Origin of the sequence: Paenibacillus puerhi (assembly GCF_009846885.1) — a bacterium.
Classification (GTDB): domain Bacteria; phylum Bacillota; class Bacilli; order Paenibacillales; family NBRC-103111; genus Paenibacillus_G; species Paenibacillus_G puerhi.
On sequence record NZ_WUWM01000019.1, the window covers coordinates 112001 to 131978 of the forward strand.

Below are 19978 nucleotides of genomic sequence, written 5' to 3' on the forward strand. Positions count from 1 at the left end.
GGACAATAAACCGTCGCACCTCGTATGAGGTGCGTGGATTGAAATTGCATGCTCAGCAAATGCCGCGAAGAACTCACGCCCCGTCGCACCTCGTATGAGGTGCGTGGATTGAAATCTTACCGCCAAACCGTTCCTGTGCCCCATTCGTAGTCGCACCTCGTATGAGGTGCGTGGATTGAAATTCCACAATGATCATGGTTACCGCTCCATCGATTTTGTCGCACCTCGTATGAGGTGCGTGGATTGAAATTTGAATCAGAGCTGACTCAAAATACATCCCCGATCGTCGCACCTCGTATGAGGTGCGTGGATTGAAATAGTGCACTATGTCCGTATCGCAATTCCCGAGGACGTCGCACCTCGTATGAGGTGCGTGGATTGAAATTAAGCACTTCCCGCGAGCATGCGTATGAGTCCGATAGTCGCACCTCGTATGAGGTGCGTGGATTGAAATATTAGGCGCTCACCTCCGTTTCGTCTTCGCGGCTGTCGCACCTCGTATGAGGTGCGTGGATTGAAATTATACGTCTTCGGACGTTAAGGACGATGTTTACGTGTCGCACCTCGTATGAGGTGCGTGGATTGAAATTATACGGTAACTAACGAGACGGAGGCAGCGGCCCTTGTCGCACCTCGTATGAGGTGCGTGGATTGAAATCGATCCGGACGGCAAATAGGTTATAAATTGGGCGTCGCACCTCGTATGAGGTGCGTGGATTGAAATCAGCAGTTACACAGTCACAGGAGTAATCAGCAATAGTCGCACCTCGTATGAGGTGCGTGGATTGAAATATCACATCCGGGAGGTCTACCACTATTTCCGTGGTAGTCGCACCTCGTATGAGGTGCGTGGATTGAAATCAAGCTGGAGACGGTGAACGACGTAAACGGCAGCAGTCGCACCTCGTATGAGGTGCGTGGATTGAAATCACCCGTCGTTCCGCAGCCGACCGGCCTGTACGAGGTCGCACCTCGTATGAGGTGCGTGGATTGAAATACATACTCCGATCCTGGGCGAGGCAGGAAAGATTTGTCGCACCTCGTATGAGGTGCGTGGATTGAAATCTCACGTCTACGCTCCGCCTCCTCGGCCGCTAACTCGTCGCACCTCGTATGAGGTGCGTGGATTGAAATAGACGGGTCAAAATAGGGAGGCGGTCGCGAGGCGGGTCGCACCTCGTATGAGGTGCGTGGATTGAAATCCCCAAAACAAAAGGTAAGGTCAACTTATTGGTGTCGCACCTCGTATGAGGTGCGTGGATTGAAATCGAGGCTATGATCGACCTGAAGCGCCTGAACGCCGGTCGCACCTCGTATGAGGTGCGTGGATTGAAATCTCATAATCGGACGAGAACAAGGTGTTAAGCCTGGTCGCACCTCGTATGAGGTGCGTGGATTGAAATGCCACTTTCGGAACACTCATCCATGTGGGCCGGGGTCGCACCTCGTATGAGGTGCGTGGATTGAAATTCGAAGGGCTGAACGACAGAGATTTATCAATTATGTCGCACCTCGTATGAGGTGCGTGGATTGAAATCCTCCCTTGTATTTACTCCTGCTCGGGATCATACAGTCGCACCTCGTATGAGGTGCGTGGATTGAAATTCGTCTTTGACCTGATCGGCGACCACAGATGTTTGTCGCACCTCGTATGAGGTGCGTGGATTGAAATAAGTATCGTCGCTTATTGACGAAAAGTCACAAGCGTCGCACCTCGTATGAGGTGCGTGGATTGAAATTACAACCTGACCATGGCGGCGGATAACACCCAGGTCGCACCTCGTATGAGGTGCGTGGATTGAAATTTAACCTTCCACACCATCCCCGGCTTGCTCTGCCACGTCGCACCTCGTATGAGGTGCGTGGATTGAAATTTCTTGAGTTGCTTCTGACGACGCTCAATCGCTGTCGCACCTCGTATGAGGTGCGTGGATTGAAATAATCACTTGCCCCTGCTTCCAAACGAGCTGGTCGTCGCACCTCGTATGAGGTGCGTGGATTGAAATCGGCATGCTGCCACCGTTGAAGACAAACACGCCAGTCGCACCTCGTATGAGGTGCGTGGATTGAAATTTAGCCAGCGCCGGATTTCCAAGCTCGCTGGCGATTGTCGCACCTCGTATGAGGTGCGTGGATTGAAATGCTTCCGGCCCATCCATCCTGGTCTTGTCCTGCATCGTCGCACCTCGTATGAGGTGCGTGGATTGAAATACGATAACCTGTTGAAGCGCCGACTGCGGGCAAGGTCGCACCTCGTATGAGGTGCGTGGATTGAAATAGAAGTTGTTGACATAATGTTTTGGTTAGAAACCGTCGCACCTCGTATGAGGTGCGTGGATTGAAATAGGCCGAGGCCGGGGAGATCCGTACGGAAGTCCTTGTCGCACCTCGTATGAGGTGCGTGGATTGAAATAGGCTTTGCTCGATGAGCAATATTTGCAAGTTACGTCGCACCTCGTATGAGGTGCGTGGATTGAAATCCGGCAAGATTATGGAGGCAGCAGAACGATTGCAGGTCGCACCTCGTATGAGGTGCGTGGATTGAAATATCCATCGGTAATGCGTCGTTCTATCTATTTCTGGTCGCACCTCGTATGAGGTGCGTGGATTGAAATGTAGATCCGTCTGCACCGCGTATGTACGTTATGCACGTCGCACCTCGTATGAGGTGCGTGGATTGAAATTTGATGGCAGCAATCTCGTCCGGTCCTTCTCTCTCGTCGCACCTCGTATGAGGTGCGTGGATTGAAATACCTACTTGGTTATCAACACGGACGAACCGTATACGTCGCACCTCGTATGAGGTGCGTGGATTGAAATACTTATGCGGCAAATGCTTGTCTAGAGCTAGTGGGTCGCACCTCGTATGAGGTGCGTGGATTGAAATTCCGTTCGGACCGGGCTCCGCGTTCAGCGGTCGAGTCGCACCTCGTATGAGGTGCGTGGATTGAAATTCCGTTCGGACCGGGCTCCGCGTTCAGCGGTCGAGTCGCACCTCGTATGAGGTGCGTGGATTGAAATTTTCAAGTTGTACGTAGACGGCGTTTACAGGCAGGGTCGCACCTCGTATGAGGTGCGTGGATTGAAATAACCACTGCATTGATTGGTGGTACCGGAATCGTGGTCGCACCTCGTATGAGGTGCGTGGATTGAAATTGCTCCATCGCCCATTCCTTAGCATCGTCCACCGTCGCACCTCGTATGAGGTGCGTGGATTGAAATTTCGTTGGGCTAATCCGGCATGACTAACCTAATAGTCGCACCTCGTATGAGGTGCGTGGATTGAAATCTCCATCGCCCTGACCTGCTTCATGTACCTCGGGTCGCACCTCGTATGAGGTGCGTGGATTGAAATTCCTTGATGATCTCCGTCGCATTCTTCCACTTCGTCGCACCTCGTATGAGGTGCGTGGATTGAAATTATCGCGGGTATCTCTGACGCACGGGTCTATCCGTCGCACCTCGTATGAGGTGCGTGGATTGAAATTCGCCGGCTTGCGTACGATTGAGAGCGTACCATTGCGTCGCACCTCGTATGAGGTGCGTGGATTGAAATCGGGACCATGTCCGAGTTGGTTAAGGAAGCCATGTCGCACCTCGTATGAGGTGCGTGGATTGAAATAAGGCTTCAACCTTGTTAGTGTTAACCGGCACTTGTCGCACCTCGTATGAGGTGCGTGGATTGAAATCAAAATTGAAACCAGCAGATCGGCAACTGCTGGAGTCGCACCTCGTATGAGGTGCGTGGATTGAAATACTCGATGAGCAATACCTGCAGGTGACAAACCGAAGTCGCACCTCGTATGAGGTGCGTGGATTGAAATCTCCGAGTTTCAGTACACGCCCCGCTTCGTCGCCTGTCGCACCTCGTATGAGGTGCGTGGATTGAAATAAAGTAACAATCGTCAAAAATGTTGTAGTAGCCATGTCGCACCTCGTATGAGGTGCGTGGATTGAAATAAAGTAACAATCGTCAAAAATGTTGTAGTAGCCATGTCGCACCTCGTATGAGGTGCGTGGATTGAAATTTGGTAATCTCCGCATCTAGAATGTCCATGTTGTGTCGCACCTCGTATGAGGTGCGTGGATTGAAATACGCTGATTAAAAAGCTCCAATACGCTAGGCATGGTCGCACCTCGTATGAGGTGCGTGGATTGAAATCATAATGGGACGGGCAAACCTTATTATCATGACGTCGCACCTCGTATGAGGTGCGTGGATTGAAATCCAGCTGCTGACGAAGTATTCCAGGCTCAAGTCCTGTCGCACCTCGTATGAGGTGCGTGGATTGAAATATAACTTATATATTAAGGAGGAAATAAAATGAAAGTCGCACCTCGTATGAGGTGCGTGGATTGAAATGTTCGTAACAAGGTGGGGAAACCTGAAGCCATGGAGTCGCACCTCGTATAAGGTGCGTGGATTGAAATCTTTTTTCTCAATTGTTCGGTGAATCCACTCACGGTCGCACCTCGTATGAGGTGCGTGGATTGAAATACTTCGCGCCCAGCATCCGGCGCAAGTGGTCACGGGTCGCACCTCGTATGAGGTGCGTGGATTGAAATTGATTGAAAACGTGCCCAGAATCACTACGAGAGGTCGCACCTCGTATGAGGTGCGTGGATTGAAATGCATATAATACAAACAAACGTTCCTATTCAGGAGTCGCACCTCGTATGAGGTGCGTGGATTGAAATCGTTGGAAGAGGAGGCGATCCAGCGGGCCAGCAAGGTCGCACCTCGTATGAGGTGCGTGGATTGAAATTCATCGATTACCTTCAGTTGATTTCCGGCACCGGGTCGCACCTCGTATGAGGTGCGTGGATTGAAATGGTATGATTTGCTATGATGACGGATGCGAAAAAAGTCGCACCTCGTATGAGGTGCGACGGATTGAAATCGGCATCGTCGTGGGGTTATCCTCTATGGGATTGTGTCGCACCTCGTTGACGGGCTTCTATTTTCTTAGGTAAAATAAAGAGATTGAAACGCTTCAAGCGATAGGGAGAGGGAGTACGTGCGATGAGCAAGAAGCGGCAAGTGACGATCGTCGATTTGGCTGAAGCCGCAGGCGTATCCATCGCCACGGTATCCAACGTGTTGAACCGGCGTAAGGTGCCGATGTCCAGCGAAACGATCCGTAAGGTGGAGCAGGCGGCGGAAGAGCTTGGCTATCGACGCAATGTGATGGCGGCCAGTCTGAGCCGGAAGAAATCGTATGAGCTCGGCATGCTGGTCCCTAGCTTCGAAGGCTATTATGGACGCCTGGCGGAGGATGTGCAGCGAACGGCCCATGCTTATGGCTATCATCTGTCCGTCTTTTCAGCGGCGGGCTTCGATCCCGAGATCGAAAAAAGGCATCTTGATGTGCTGCTGCAGCGCCGGGTGGACGGGCTGATCTGTCATGGTCTGGCGATGTCGCAGGAGGCTACGCGCCAACTGGTCGGGGTCGGTACGCCGCTCGTGCTGTTCAACGCCTGGGGGTGGCCGACGGACATTGCTATTGGAGCGGTCAATTTGGACTTTGTCGTCGGCTGCGACGAAATCGTGCAGCATCTGTATGCACAGGGCTGCCGCAATCTGTTCTACCTCGGGAAGTCCAGTCTGTACGCAACGGACCGCCAACGTCGGATCGGGGTGCAGAACGGCTTGCAGGGCATGCCGGAGCCCATCGCAAGCGGAAGTCTGGACGCGGATGCCTTCGCCACGATCGATGAGGTGCTTGCTCAGGTCGAGGCTTTCCGTTCGGGCAGGCCGCAACAGCCGACAGGCATTATCGGCTTCGATGACGTGCTGACGCAGTCGTTCATGTCAGCCGCGTTAAGGAAGGGGTACCGGGTTCCGGGAGACTTCCTGATTGCGGGTATCAATAATGATCCGGCCACCTCGATTTGTTATCCGGCTATGACATCCCTGGCGCTTCCAACGGCCATGCAAGCGGAATTCGTTATGCTGCTGATGCTGCAGGCGCTCGACGACGCGGCCGCGCTGAGTCAGTTTTCCCAAGAGTCCTTGGCCAAGGCCGATAAGGAAGGACATGAGATTCAGATCCCGCTCCGGCTTGTTCCCCGGCGTTCGACCGGCGTGTAGACGAAGAAAAGCCAGCTTCACTCCCCTACTGGTGGAGAGAGCTGGCTTTTTCGCTTGGCTTTAATAACAGCTGCCTGCTTATGGCGTGTGCCCGGGCATACCGGTCAGTTGAGCCGCCGCTTCCTTATGCTGGAGAAATTGCTTGCCGTATTCTCCATGAGGATGGATCGCGGCGTTCTCCATCTGAATCGTCGTATGCTCGATGCCATAGCGTTCCTTCAGTGTCTCGTTAATGGCCAGAATGATGCAGAAGGGTTGAATATTGTCATTAATAAATACATGAGCGGTTAGCGAATAATGCTCGGTAGAGATCGCCCACAGATGCATCTCGTGCACGTCTTCTACGCCCTCTACGCTAGCAATCGTAGCGCGTATCTCATCCAGGTTATAGCGTTCGGGTACGGATTCCATCAGAATCAGATACGATTCCTTAATGATCCGTGCTCCGCCGACAAAGATGATGACGCTGATCACCATACTGATAAGCGGATCGAACCAGATCATCCCGGTCAAGTAGATGAGGACGGCGGAGACGATAACCCCGATCGAGCTGAGCAGGTCGCCGATAAAATGCCAAAGCGCGCTTTGCACGTTCAGATTATCTTCTTCCTTCATACTCCTGCTGAGCACCAGAGTGAGTACGAGGTTAACGACAAGCCCGATGGAGGCAATGATCAGCATCAGCTTGAAGTCGATAGGCTCGGGCTGCAGGAAGCGGCGAATCCCTTCAACGCAGATCCCGATTGCGATGATAGCCAGCGCCAGTCCGTTCAGGAAGGAGGCGATGATCTCGAAGCGGAGATAACCGAACGTGAACCTGCTGTTCGGCTGCCGTGTCGCCAGATAGATCGCGATCATACTAAGTCCGAGCGCTAGCACGTCGGAGATCATATGGGCGGAATCGGATAGCAGCGCAAGCGAGTTGGACAGAAGCCCCCCGATGATTTCGACGATTGTAAAGAATAAGGTTAAGGCGAGCGTAATCCAAAGGGTTCGTTTTGAACGCGTCTGCTGCTTGGCATGAGGGAGATGATGGTAATCATACATGAGCGTTCATCCTTTCAACAAACAAGTTTAAGTTTCTATCTAAAGTATACGTCAACATTCATTTTCCATCAAATACTTTAATTGATAGCGATTTTCAGCCTTTTGATGATAATTATCACTCTCATAGTCAGTTTTACTACCGTTAGGGTGGTATATCTCACTATTTTTGAAATTGATTATCAATCCCGAGTATAGCGCTTTCAATTTTGTTACAGAAATGAAATATGTCTGTTACGTATTTAACATGTTAAGGGTGTAAGATAACTAGCAAGACCCCCTTTTTAATATAAACACTTGTAAGGCTCGCCCCCGTTGGGCGGGCCGATTTTTTTTATCCGGATATAAAGTGCGCGGCACAAGGTTTATAAGTCAGTCAACGATAAAGAGCCTGCGCGAAGATGCGCAGGCTTCGTTATTCAGGACCGTCCGGAGCCCCTTCGAAGAAGTTTGTTCCCAAGGAGCAGGGAGAAGGCGATAACGATAAGGATAGCGAACCAGTCGCCCCATTGCGTATATACCGAGCCTTTTCCTTCGTACAGGAAGGTTTCTCCAGTAATATATCCCCGTTCATTCACAGGGCCTGCGGCTATCATCTCTCCGTAGGGGTTAATGATCTGCGACATGCCGGAGGTCGTCCCCGTGACAAGGCTGACCCTGTTCTCCACCGCACGGAAGACGGAGTCAGAAGCGGCGTAATTAGGGAAAATCGTATTGGCTCGAAAATCGTCATCGACGGGAACCAGCACGAGCTTGGAGCCGTTTCGAGCGAGATCCCGGATGATTCCCGTCACATGCCGGTCCCAGCATACCGCAAGTCCCACTGGACCCAAAGCCGTCTCGTATACCTTCCCTCTCTCGATTCCGGGTACGAACCCGAATGCTTTCTCGCCGTCGGTCAAATTTATTTTGGCGGTTTTGCCTATCTCGCTTCCGTCGGGTCCGATCAGAAGCGCCGTATCGTGGAGGCCGACGTCCGAGGTCCAGGTCACATCGGCTACCAGGTAAGCTTGAGCGGAGCGGGCCGTTTCCTTGAGCTTGTTGATCATAGCTTCGTTGCTGTAATCGGTGAATTCGTTTTCCCCCCAGACCACTACGGACGGAGAGAAGGCTTGGCGGGCCTGCATGGTCAGCTCGGTGTTCACTTTCCATATCGCTTCGGTCATCTCGGGTGTATCGGCTACATATCCGTCTCCTGCCGAGGCTTTGCCTCCCGCCTCGACGATTGCCGGGTCCTGATTGGCGAGATCGGTCATAGCAGCAGCACGAACGCCGTTCCCCTGATGGGCTGAATGTAAATCGAACAACCCCCATCCGGCGAGTACGATCGGCAGCAGCATAGCCAACAAGGCTGCACGGTTCAATCTTCTTTCCTTTATCCAGGTGATCAAAGCCTCGGCAATAGCGCTGTTGGCGAGCATGATCACAAAGCTTAATCCGGCAAAGCCGGTTATCGACAGGAGCTGCAGAGGAGCTGGGGAGGCCCACTGGCTCTTGGCCAGTACCTCAATCCACCAATCCCCGGTGACGGGCAGCGCGAATCGCAGCCATTCCAAGGCCGTCCAGACGGTCGGCAGCACCCCTACCCGCCAGGGGGAACGGATCTGCCGCTGTAAGCTGTGTCCGAGTTGAAGGAAACCGCCATACATAAAGCCGCTGGCGACCATCAGGAAGCCGCCCAGCCCCTTGCCGAGTACGTCTGGGTACCAGATATGAATGCCGACGGAGCCTACAATTCCCGCGAGCGTGAACAGCCAGTAATAGGAACTTCCGTTTCGTCCGTGAACGGCGAGCAGAAGAGGGACAAAGGCGATCCAGGCCAGCGGTCCTCCGCTTGTACCGGAACCGGGCATGCTGAGGACGAATAGGATCCCGGATAATAGGGACAGCGAGATAGCTGCCCAGCTCTTCGCAATAAGCTTGCCGCCCCAAGGGAGCGATTGTTCAGTAGATAAGTGTGTTGTACTCATGTGAGGTTCCTTTCTGGAAACGTGGTGAGGGAGAGTTAGGTCTGGGAAAAGTATAAAACAGTCTGCCAAGCTCTGTCATGTGAATCTTGTCATGAAGTTAGATAGAACGGGTGACGAAAGTCATTTGCCGTCCTGCCGTCCTGCCCTCCGGCCGAATAAGTTACGGAAGTGGAGATCGCATCTGATCGCGGCTATAATCGAACTACAAGTTCTATAGCTTGCTAAGGGGGATGACGATGAGAACGATAGATCTGAACTGCGACATGGGAGAGAGCTTCGGCATCTATAAGCTTGGGATCGATGAGGAGGTTATGCCTTGGATCACCTCTGCGAACATTGCCTGCGGCTTTCATGCCGGCGATCCGAGCGTGATGGATCGCACGGTGCGGCTGGCCACGGAGCATGGTGTCGGCATCGGCGTCCACATGGGTTACCCGGATCTGGCCGGGTTCGGCCGCCGGGAGATGAGCATGTCCCGCGCGGACTTGCTGCATGCATGCATCTACCAGATCGGCGCACTGGAGGCGTTCTGCCGCAAGCACGGGACCGGTATCTCGCATGTGAAGCCTCATGGCAGCATGAACAACATGGCAGACAAGGACGCAGGTATCGCGGATGCTATCGCCGAATCGGTGGCGCTCACTATACCGGGCACGCCTATGCTGGCCAAGCCGGGAAGCGAGCTGCTTCGGGCTGCTCAAGCATGGGGGCTCCCGGTCATCCGGGAGCTGTACGCAGATCGTGCCTATCAGCCGGATGGTACGCTCTCTCCCCGCAGCTTGCCAGGTTCTGTTATTCATGACCCCGGAGAGGCGGCGGAACACGCTGTGCGGATGGTGGTGGAGGGCCGAACGAAGACGCTGGACGGACAATGGATCGATGTTCAAGGAGATAGCTTGTGCGTACACGGGGATACGCGCGGAGCATTGGAGATGATCCGCCGGATCCGGACAGGGCTGGAGAAGGCGGGGGTTCGCCTTGCACGACCTTGAGCGGATAAAGACTCGGCCGAAGGAGGCTGATGACGCGATGATCGGAGGCAAGCAGCTGGAATGGCTGCCGCTGGGGGACTCCGCGGTTACGGTGCGCTTCGGCAGCAGCATCGAGCTTCATACGCACCGCCGGGTGATGGCGGTGTCCGATCATTGGAGCCGGCACCGCTTCCCGGGCATGATCGAAGTCGTCCCGGCCTTCGCAAGCGTGACCGTCCATTATGAGCCTGCTGCCGTCTGGACATGGAGCAGGCATGAACCGGGACAAGGGGGCGGCTCCACGATTTTCGAGGCCGTATGCGGGCGGCTCGGCAAGCTACTGCAACAGCTGTCGGCGGAGGAAGAGGCGCCATCAAGAACCGTGGAGGTTCCCGTCTATTACGGCGGTGAAGCGGGGCCAGATCTAGAGTTTGTCGCCCGGCATAACGGGCTTGGCATGGAGGAGGTCATTGAGCTGCACAGCAGCGCCGTTTATACCGTATACATGATCGGCTTCGCGCCGGGCTTCCCCTATCTTGGCGGCATGACGGAGCGGATCGCGGCTCCGCGTCGTGCAAGCCCTCGTCCTTCGGTACCGGCAGGCTCAGTGGGGATTGCGGGCGCCCAGACCGGCATCTATCCGTTCGAGACGCCGGGAGGCTGGCAGCTAATCGGACGTACGCCGCTGCGGCTGTTCCTTCCGGACCAAGACCCTCCGAGTTATTTGCTGGCGGGAGATCGTCTTCGGTTCCGCCCTGTATCCCTGGAGGCGTACCACGAGCTCAGGCTCAGCGGGGAGGGGATGCTATGAGCCTACAGGTCATGCGTCCGGGCATGCTGACAACGGTGCAGGACTTGGGACGGACAGGCAAGCAGCGGTATGGAGTGGTCGTCGGCGGGGCGATGGACCCGGTCTCTCTGCGCATCGCCAACCTTCTGGTCGGCAACGAAGAGGGTGAAGCGGCGCTGGAGATTACGGTGATAGGTCCGACGCTCGCTGTACGGGACGATCTCGTGCTGGCCTGCTGCGGAGGCGACCTGTCTCCTACGATAGACGGACAGCCGCTTCCACAATGGAGGCCGGTGCTTGTCAGGAAGGGGAGCGTCATCAAGTTCGGCGCCTGCCGTTATGGCAGCAGGGCGTATCTGGCTGTGGCGGGCGGCCTCGACGTCCCGCTTATCCTGGGCAGCCGCAGCACTTATGTGCGAGGAGGCCTCGGCGGCTTCGAAGGCCGGGCGCTGGCCGCCGGAGATGTTTTGAACCTCCGGGCTCCGGGCGAGCTGTCCTGCCGCTTGGCAGGCAGCATGGCCAAGCGGCTGGGAGCCGAAGAGTCATTCGCTTGTTCCCCTTGGTACGTAGACCCGCCTGTCTCCCTTCATCTGCTGGGAAGAGGGGAGCCTGTCGTCGTACGTGCGATGCGAGGGGCTGACTTCAACAGCTTGAAGGAAGACAGCCGGGAGCGTTTTTTTGCACAGATCTTCCAGCTAAGCACGCAGTCCGACCGGATGGGGTATCGGTTACACGGAAGCCCTCTTGAGCAGGAAGAGAAGACGGAACGGCTATCCGAAGCGGTATCGCGCGGTACCGTCCAGCTTCCGCCGGAGGGGCAGCCGATTTTGTTGATGGCGGATCGGCAGACGACGGGCGGATATCCGAGAATCGCGCATGTCGCCAGCGTAGACATCCCCCTTTTGAGCCAGCTCCAGCCTGGTCAGAAGCTCGGCATCCGGGAAATCTCCTTGGGCGAGGCGGAGCGTCTGTACATACGCCAAGAGCAGGAGCTGAACCGGATTCGCCTGTGGCTTCGATGGAAGCTTAGGAAAGAAAGCTAGGGGAGTCGAAGGGAAGTACCGCCAAGCGGAGTCCATTCGATTTCATCCTTATGGAACAGGGCTGCGTAGTAGCGGATATGGTAGTCCATAGCGAAGTATCCGCTACTTGTCTCATCCGTCAGGGCTATGCGTACCGAGTGATTCATCATTTCTTCAAGCAGACGAATGACTTCTTTTCTTTCAGCAGGGTCGGTGTAGATATCGGATGATACCTCCAGAATGCGAAACCGGGCTCCTTGCGGCGTTGTTAAAAGTTCGGATAATCTCATATCTCACGGCTCCTTGTCCATCTTATGTTGAGTATACTCTCACTCTAATAGTCGGAATAGGGCGGGACATCGTTGCGATGAAAACCCCGATTATCCGAAATAAACCTAGCACCCATTTCCTGCTCCCCACCCCACCATCTGTTCTAGTGATTATTGACGCACCTGCTTGAAAGCGCTTATAAAAGGGGGGTATACCCAAAATACTGCGAGACAAGGAGAACAGGTGGAATGAGAAAATCGATGCAGGTCGTTGCCATGATCATGTCCTTCGTCATGCTGGTGTCCACGGTCGCGCTCAGACCGTCTAGGGCCGAAGCGGCGGAACCGCCGGAAGGGATGATTCAGATTGCGGGCGACAGCAACTGGAAGGGGAGCGTTTTTGGCGATGTGGGGTCGGGTGGCATCACGGCGGCCAACTTTGGCATTGCCGAAAACCAGGATGGCACTGTAACGCTGCGCAGCTCCAATAACGTCGGCAAGATTGCGACGGGCTCTACGCCTACGGAGGGGCTCGCTTACTATTATCAGGCTATACCCACAGATGCCGACTTTGAGCTGACTGCTGTGGCGAAGGTAGATACGTGGACAGCGAACAGTCAGGTATCCTTTGGTCTGATGGTGCGCAGCAGTGTATTCGAGAATGTATACGGGGCTGTATATTCGGCTGGCGATTATGTGGCAGCAGGCGCCATTTCCCAGAAAATGCAGGCCTTCCATAAGCGACTCACCCTTCAACCCGACGGCAGCGAGAAGCCCGTTGTGGCGATGGATCCTGCGAATGGGGCCGAAGCCCCAGCGGCCGGAGCTTCCTACCCGCTCAGTATCAAGCGGACGGGCAGCCATTATGTGCTGAAGATCGGCAGCGAGACGAAGACGATAGAAAATGCGGCCGCAGGCATGGCATTTGCCGGGCTGTATACGGCCCGCAATACGCAGGTGACGTTCAGCCAGGTGCGACTTTATGTGGAGCCTAAGCTGGATCTGGGAGCATGGAAGTTCAATGCCTTCGGGGCCAACACCAGTACGGGCGACTCGGGACGCAATCCGGACCCGATCGCGAATGCGGACGGATCGGTTACGATCAAGGCGACCGGGGGCAAGGTGGCTGGAGCAGACGAGGGCCTCTCTTATTATTATAAACAGCTTCCGACGGCTTCGAGCTTCGAGCTGACGGCTCAAGCGGCAGTGCGCAGCTTTAACGCGACAAGCTCGATTTCTACGCCTGCCCAGAAGTCCTTCGGCTTGATGCTTCGCAATGACTTCAAACCGGACACGTCCACGCAGTCCTCCAACTATGTAGGAGTAGGCGGCTTCGGCGGTACGCCGAATGTGATGCAGGCTTTCTACAAGCAAGGGGTTATCGGCACGACAAGCGGCGGCAGCAATACCAAGCTGGACTTGCCTGGCGTTTCGGCTCCTGCTGCTGGCGAGGTCTATGATCTCAAGATTAAGAAGTCTGGGAGCGCTTACGAAATTACGGCCAATGGCGTCAGCAGGCAAGTGGTGCTGGACAGCCTGTTTCCGGACAATCTATATGCCGGACTGTATGCGGCCCGGGATGCCGAGGTAACGTTCAGCCGGTTCGATCTTAAGGTGAATACGAAGACGACGAATCAATTGCTGATCAATCCAGCTGCGATGAAACACACTTACTTGATCGGCGAAAGCCTGGATCTGAGCGGTCTGCAGGTTACGGCCGTCCATGCAGGGGGCGTTCAGGAGGAGCTGTCGCGCTTCGATTACCTGGTAACGGGCTTCGATAGCAGCACGGCAGGGCCTCAAACTTTGACGGTCCACTATAACGGCGCGACCGCCACGGTGACGGTCCGGGTGATTGCCTTGTCCGTAACCGAGCTGGACATTTCGTTTTATCCGGCTAAAACGACGTATTATCTGGGGGATACCTTCGACCCCGAGGGGTTATCGGTGCTCGCCACGTACAACAATGGGGTGACGCGCGAATTAACCGGCGACACCTACACGTTCTCCATCGATGGAGCGCCTATAGCAGGCGGTACGTACGTATTCCGGGAAGCGGGAACGAAGACAGTCGTCATTACCTCGACGGAAACGCCGACGATGACGGCAGCGTTTGACATTACGATTAAACGTGCAGCATTGACAGGGCTGGATATTCGCCAGCTGCCGCAAAAAACGCTCTATTACATAGGCGATACGCTGAACCTCGACGGACTGGTTGTGTATGCCAAGTACGATGACGGCACTGAGGCCCGTTTGCTCAAAGGAGAATTTACGGTTAGCGCGCTCGATACGGCCAGTCCTGGCGACAAAACCTTAACGATCTCGCATAAAGGCAAGATCGCCGAGCTGTCTCTGACTGTAAAGGTGAAGGCGTTGATAGGTATTCAGGTGACCGGCTATCCAAAGACGACGTATGTGGTGGGAGAATCCTTTGATCCGGCAGGCTTGCAGGTATCGAAGGTATTTGACAACGGCGACCGGGAGGTGCTGCCGGCCGATCAGTATGCGGTAGATGTCTCGGGGTTCCAATCGGACCAAGCAGGCACTTATGATATCGTCATTACTCCGGCCGATCCGTCGATTCAGCCGATTGTGCTGAAAGCGACAGTACGCGAAGCTCAGGCAGCCGAATGGAAGTCCATCCGTTTCGGACAGTCCACCTCCGCAGCGAATAACACGGTGACGGTCAAGGATGGCGGAGATACCGTCCAACTGGTTGCTTTGGAAGGCGGAGGCAAGGTGACCGGCGACCATGACGGCATTTCGTTCTACTACACGGAAATTGACGCGGCCAAGGATAATTTTGTCCTGTCCGCCGATGTGAAGGTTGTCGCTTATGCGAAAACTCCGCATGACGGTCAGGAATCCTTCGGCCTGATGGCAAGGGATGCGATCGGGACTGCTGGAGATTCCAGCGTCTTTGGCTCCAACATCGCGGCAGTAGGGGGCTTTAGCGGCGGAACGGGCTCTGCTAACGGTACGCAATTTTTCATCCGGACCGGCGTGGAGTCCAAGGATGGAGCGGGCAGCAAGGGGATTCAGAAAATCATGCTGAAGGAAGAGCGTCCCGCTCCCGCCAACACGCATCCGGTTAAGCCGTACCGTCTGACGCTTGCCAAGACGAACAGCGGCTACACAGGTAAGCTGAACGACGGAGCGGAGCAGATTTTCTTTACGCCCGATATTCTGAATGTTCAGGATGCTAAGATCTACGTGGGCTTCTATGCAGCGCGGTTGGCGACGATTGAGGTCAGCAATATTCAGCTAGAGGTGACGGCTGCCGAGGCGGATGCGCCCAAGGTAGCGGCTCCGGTCTCGCCGGCAACGCCGGAGCTGGAGATCGTATCCTTGAACCGGACGTCTCAGACCGATTATGCACTGCGCGTGAAATCCAATGTACGCGGTACGGTAACTGTGAAGCAAGGCCAAACGGTGATCGCGCAGGATACGGCAGTCGAAGCAGAGAAGCTTACGGTGATTCCGACGACGCTGGCGGCGAACGGCCGAACGAACTTCAGCGTAACCTTTCTGCCGGATGACACTCAGTTTCTAACCTCTTATGACAAGCTGGTTCGTAATCATTCGGTGACCGTGAAAAGTTACGTGCCAGGCGGAGATATCTTTGTGTCGCCTGCGGGTACGAGCGAGGGAACGGGTTCAGTGGATCAGCCGCTCGATCTGGATACGGCCGTTTCATTCGTCCGTCCGGGGCAGAAGGTGATTATGCTGGACGGTACGTATGTACGCAGCTCCAGACTTGAGATTCAGAAGTATAACGACGGTACGGCGGAGTCGCGTAAATATCTGGTGGCGGCGCCGGGCGCGAGGCCTGTGATCGATTTTGACAAAAAATCCGAGGGTGTCGTGCTTAGCGGTCATTACTGGCATGTGTTGGGCATCGACTTCAAGCGGTCGGCCGGCAATACGAAGGGCTTTACGGTCGGCGGCAGCCACAACATCGTGGAGAACAGCCGTTTTTACCAGAATGGTGATACTGGTTTGCAGATCAGCCGAACCGATGGATCGGAGGATCGTTCCGAGTGGCCGTCCCATAACCTGATCCTGAACAGCACGTCGTTCGACAACCGAGACCCGTCCGATAACAATGCCGACGGCTTTGCCGCCAAATTAACCTCGGGCGTAGGCAACGTGTTCCGTGGGACGATCGCTCACAATAACATTGATGACGGCTGGGATCTGTATACGAAAGCCGGCACGGGCGCGATTGGCGCTGTGTTGATCGAGGACAGCATTGCCTTTAACAACGGCTTCCTGACAGACGGAACGGTGGGAGCCGGCGATAAGAACGGCTTCAAGCTGGGCGGGGAAGGCATTCATGTGCCGCATGTAATCCGGAACAGCATCGCGTTCGGCAATGGGGCCTATGGCTTTGCCAGCAATAGCAATCCCGGCGTGATCGCCGAGAACAACATTGCATTTAACAATGCACGCGGAAATCTGAATTTTACGACGTACACGGGCATTCCCACTGATTTCAAGCTGAAAGGATTCGTGTCCTATCAGAAAGCTTATACGGCCAAAGACAGCTATCCGGCCGGGCTGGAGTCCAACACGAACTATTTGTTCAACGGAACGGCATCGGTTAATAAGTCCGGTGTGAAGCTGACCGATGCGAACTTCGTAAGCCTGCAGCCGGTAAGCGATTATTTGAGAGATGAGTCGGGTCGTATCATCTGGGGCGACTTCCTGAAGTACGTGGCGCCGACAGGACCAGGAACGGAGCCTGAACCAGATCCGGGAACAGATCCAGGAACAGATCCAGGAACAGATCCGGGTACAGATCCAGGGACAGACCCAGGAACAGATCCAGGGACAGACCCAGGAACAGATCCAGGGACAGACCCAGGAACAGATCCGGGCACAGATCCGGGTACAGATCCGGGCACAGATCCGGGTACAGATCCAGGAACAGACCCGGGTACAGATCCAGGCACAGGTCCAGGCACGGGGACGGGCTCGGACGAAGGCAGCGGATCGGACGGAACCTCAAGTCCGACTGCCCCTGTATCGCCAGGCCCTGGGGCATCGAGTGACGCCGATAGCCGTACACCCGTGAAAGTCACGATCACGCAGGGCAGCGGAGGAAGTGCCCGGGTGACGGTCGACGCAGCAGCTCTGGATGCTGCACCTTCGGTGATCAAGCCGGATAGCAGAGGCAAGAAGACGGTCCGCATCGAGCTGCCTGCCGAGGCGTCGTCCGCGGAAGGGGGCTACGAGATTGTTATGCCGGCGTCGGCTTATCTCGGGGCTTCATCTGCCGTGCAATATGAAGTGAAAGCGGGATTGGCGAGCTTGCTGCTGCCGGGTCAGATGTTTAGGTTCTCGCAGCTAGCCGGAGCCTCGCAGGTTGGTATAGCGGTGAAGCCTGTCGCCCCGTCCGCATCGCTGGCCGAGAAGCTCGGCAATCGTCCGGTTTATGACTTCCAGGTGACTGTGGATGGAAAGCCTCTAAGCTGGAGCAACCCAGCAGCGGCGGTCCAGGTGTCCATTCCTTATACGCCGGCAAGCGGAGAGACGGATCACGCGCTGATCGCGGTATGGCATATTGGCGAGCAGGGGCAGATTACTCCGGTTCCGAATGGGGGCTACCGCTCCAAGGAAGGGCAGGTACGGTTCTCCACCCATCACTTCAGCCAATACGCACTCCTGTATAATCCCAAGACATTCGCCGATATCAGTCCGGTTCCTTGGGCAAAGCGGGCCATCGAAGTGATGGCGGCGAAAGGCATCGTGAACGGCGTGTCCGATCTGGAATTTTCCCCCAACAGCCGAATCACGCGTGCAGATTACGCGCTGCTGCTGATCAGGGCGCTCGGTCTGACGGCCGAGGCGGAGGAAGCTTTCACGGATGTGCAGCCTGCTGATTACTTCTACGAAGGCGTAGGCATAGCGAGTAAGCTTGGCATCGTCAACGGTACGACCGGCGGGCAGTTTGAGCCGAGAGAGCGCATCACCAGACAAGATATGATCGTGATGGCCTCCCGTGCCATGAAAGCAGCCGGTATCGCTCCAGCGGTCTCCGGTAAAGCTTCGGAAGGTATCGCATTCGGTGACCAAGCCGCGATCTCCGACTACGCTCAGCAGGATATGGATACGATGGCCAAGGCCGGGTTGATCCAAGGCGATGATGCCGGCCTGCTCCGGCCTGCTGCGGATTCATCCCGCGCAGAAGCAGCCGTGTTGATCTACCGTATCTACCAGTTTGTGAACGATTAATAGAGAGACAGAGTGTATTCCAGAAAGCCCGGTCCACGCGGCAAATAAGCTGCAGAGGACCTGGCTTTCTTTATCTTCCTTTTAGGAACGCTTAATCCTCTCTTAAGGTCCATAGGTGATGATAGAGATAACGAAAGGCTAGATTATTCGTTACTGCGATTCACCCTATTTCATAGGACTGGGAGGCTGAAATCATATGGATAACAACACGAAGCCAACAACAATTACGGTTAGAAGCCCCAGGCTTCGGGGCATGGTAGCCGCTTTTCTGGCGGGTACGCTGATGACGGGCGGCCTGATGATCGCTTCGGATACACTGAATTTATTTACGCCCGCTTCAGGAGCGGCATCGGACCCTGTAGCTGTCGCGACGGTCGGCACAAGCGCTACAGCAGCTGCCCATGCGGGAGTCGAGAACGCATCGGCCAGTCTTGGAACGAATGGAGGTATCTCGGCCATCGTTGATCAATCGAGGCCAGCGGTCGTGAAGATCGAAACGAAGGTCAAAGCGGAAAGCAGCCCGAATTCGCGATTCAGCGATCCGAGGTATCGTCAATTTTTCGGTAATGGCAGTCAAGGGGAAACGGATGAGCTTCAGGAGGGCGGGATGGGGACCGGCTTTATTTTCGAGAAATCCGGTTACATCTTGACCAACGAGCATGTTATCGATGGCTCTGAGGAAATCTGGGTGACGGTGGAGGGGTACGAAAAGCCGTTCAAGGCGACCTTGCTTGGGAACAGCTACGAGCTGGATCTGGCGGTGCTTAAAATAGAAGGCGATAAGGAGTTCGACTACTTGACTTTAGGCGACCCCAATCAGGTGAAGGTGGGAGACTGGGTGCTGGCGATCGGCAACCCTTATGGCTATGATCAGACCGTCACGGTCGGGGTGCTGAGCGCCAAAGAACGTCCAATCTCGATCCCGGATGAGCAGGGAACAAGAGAATACAAGCATTTGCTGCAAACCGACACCTCCATCAATCCGGGTAACTCTGGAGGCCCGCTGCTTAATATGAACGGCGAGGTTATAGGGATTAATACAGCAGTCAACGCTGAAGCACAGGGTATGGGCTTCGCAATCCCCACGAGCACCATATCTTCCGTCCTGGAAAATCTCAAGAACAACGTGGCTATACCGAAGGAGCCTATTCCTTACCTGGGCGTCGGACTGGAGGACGTGAATGACGAATGGGCAGCCGACTTGCAGCTGGATGGCAAGAGCGGGGCGGTTATCGTACAGATAGATCCGAAAAGCCCCGCATTCGCAGCGGGAATCCGGACTTATGATGTCATTACGGCCGTAAATGGCCAGGCGGTGGCAGGTGCTGAAGCCCTCTCCGCTAAGGTCAAGGAGCTTGCGGTAGGCGATCAAGTGACGCTGACGACGATCCGCAACGGGCAGAAAAGCGACGTCTCGGTCACCGTAGGCAATAAGAACGCCAATTGACGACCTCCGTCTCGGTTACTATGTCTCTTATCGTTCCTCATTATGCAGGTTGATCGGCGCATGCCGTGAAAACATGAGCAGACCCTTTCCCTTCAAAAACTGAAGCGGAAAGGGTCTTTTTTATTGGAAGAAGG

At 55.0% G+C, this 19978-nt stretch carries 9 protein-coding genes and 1 CRISPR repeat array (1 of these 10 only partly in view); of the genes, 6 read left to right on the top strand and 3 right to left on the bottom strand.

What is annotated here, in order from left to right:
- Positions 1-4833: a CRISPR direct-repeat array (repeat unit 33 nt; unit sequence GTCGCACCTCGTATGAGGTGCGTGGATTGAAAT) (it extends 1207 nt beyond the left edge of the window).
- Positions 4834-5023: 190 nt separating this feature from the next.
- The gene (locus tag GSF01_RS17960; RefSeq protein WP_159886427.1) at positions 5024-6091 is read left to right on the top strand and encodes a LacI family DNA-binding transcriptional regulator; all 1068 of its coding nucleotides are present in this window, start codon (positions 5024-5026) and stop codon (positions 6089-6091) included.
- A 78-nt stretch (positions 6092-6169) separates the two neighbouring features.
- Here the strand turns inward: GSF01_RS17960 and GSF01_RS17965 are convergent, their stop codons facing one another.
- Both GSF01_RS17965 and GSF01_RS17970 read right to left on the bottom strand, forming a co-directional pair.
- Entirely contained in the window at positions 6170-7138 is a 969-nt protein-coding gene (locus GSF01_RS17965) for a cation diffusion facilitator family transporter (RefSeq protein ID WP_159886429.1), read from the bottom strand.
- A gap of 416 nt (positions 7139-7554) precedes the next feature.
- Positions 7555-9105 (bottom strand): nitrilase-related carbon-nitrogen hydrolase, encoded by a 1551-nt coding sequence (locus tag GSF01_RS17970; protein ID WP_159886431.1) that lies wholly within the window; start codon positions 9103-9105, stop codon positions 7555-7557.
- Positions 9106-9341: 236 nt separating this feature from the next.
- Between GSF01_RS17970 and GSF01_RS17975 the strand changes: the two genes are divergently transcribed.
- The 3 genes from GSF01_RS17975 to GSF01_RS17985 are packed head-to-tail and all read left to right on the top strand — an operon-like array spanning position 9342 to position 11909.
- Positions 9342-10097 carry a LamB/YcsF family protein gene (locus GSF01_RS17975; protein WP_159886433.1) on the top strand — a complete coding sequence of 252 codons (756 nt, stop codon included), beginning with the start codon at positions 9342-9344 and terminating at the stop codon, positions 10095-10097.
- A gap of 37 nt (positions 10098-10134) precedes the next feature.
- Positions 10135-10887 (top strand): 5-oxoprolinase subunit PxpB, encoded by a 753-nt coding sequence (gene pxpB, locus GSF01_RS17980; protein ID WP_159886435.1) that lies wholly within the window; start codon positions 10135-10137, stop codon positions 10885-10887.
- Positions 10884-11909: a 5-oxoprolinase subunit C family protein gene (locus GSF01_RS17985; protein WP_159886437.1), complete on the top strand. Its 1026-nt coding sequence runs from the start codon at positions 10884-10886 to the stop codon at positions 11907-11909. The genes pxpB and GSF01_RS17985 overlap by 4 nt, the downstream gene beginning before the upstream one ends.
- On the opposite strand, the gene GSF01_RS17990 is transcribed toward GSF01_RS17985, so the two are convergent.
- Positions 11906-12178 (bottom strand): hypothetical protein, encoded by a 273-nt coding sequence (locus GSF01_RS17990; RefSeq protein ID WP_159886439.1) that lies wholly within the window; start codon positions 12176-12178, stop codon positions 11906-11908. The two genes, GSF01_RS17985 and GSF01_RS17990, sit on opposite strands and share 4 nt — an antisense overlap.
- Before the next feature lie 228 nt (positions 12179-12406).
- Between GSF01_RS17990 and GSF01_RS17995 the strand changes: the two genes are divergently transcribed.
- Both GSF01_RS17995 and GSF01_RS18000 read left to right on the top strand, forming a co-directional pair.
- Positions 12407-18397, top strand: a complete 5991-nt coding sequence (locus tag GSF01_RS17995) for a bacterial Ig-like domain-containing protein (RefSeq protein WP_159886441.1) — start codon at positions 12407-12409, stop codon at positions 18395-18397.
- 196 nt (positions 18398-18593) lie between these two features.
- Positions 18594-19844, top strand: a complete 1251-nt coding sequence (locus GSF01_RS18000) for a S1C family serine protease (RefSeq protein ID WP_159886443.1) — start codon at positions 18594-18596, stop codon at positions 19842-19844.
- Positions 19845-19978: the final 134 nt, after the last annotated feature.

Excerpts from the sequence above, each read along its gene's own strand:
- GSF01_RS17995 (WP_159886441.1), top strand. The coding sequence starts at position 12,407 with ATGAGAAAATCGATGCAGGTCGTTGCCATGATCATGTCCTTCGTCATG.
- GSF01_RS17975 (WP_159886433.1), top strand. The coding sequence starts at position 9,342 with ATGAGAACGATAGATCTGAACTGCGACATGGGAGAGAGCTTCGGCATC.
- GSF01_RS17990 (WP_159886439.1), bottom strand. The coding sequence starts at position 12,178 with ATGAGATTATCCGAACTTTTAACAACGCCGCAAGGAGCCCGGTTTCGC.
- GSF01_RS17970 (WP_159886431.1), bottom strand. The coding sequence starts at position 9,105 with ATGAGTACAACACACTTATCTACTGAACAATCGCTCCCTTGGGGCGGC.
- GSF01_RS17965 (WP_159886429.1), bottom strand. The coding sequence starts at position 7,138 with ATGTATGATTACCATCATCTCCCTCATGCCAAGCAGCAGACGCGTTCA.
- GSF01_RS17985 (WP_159886437.1), top strand. The coding sequence starts at position 10,884 with ATGAGCCTACAGGTCATGCGTCCGGGCATGCTGACAACGGTGCAGGAC.
- GSF01_RS18000 (WP_159886443.1), top strand. The coding sequence starts at position 18,594 with ATGGATAACAACACGAAGCCAACAACAATTACGGTTAGAAGCCCCAGG.
- pxpB (WP_159886435.1), top strand. The coding sequence starts at position 10,135 with ATGATCGGAGGCAAGCAGCTGGAATGGCTGCCGCTGGGGGACTCCGCG.
- GSF01_RS17960 (WP_159886427.1), top strand. The coding sequence starts at position 5,024 with ATGAGCAAGAAGCGGCAAGTGACGATCGTCGATTTGGCTGAAGCCGCA.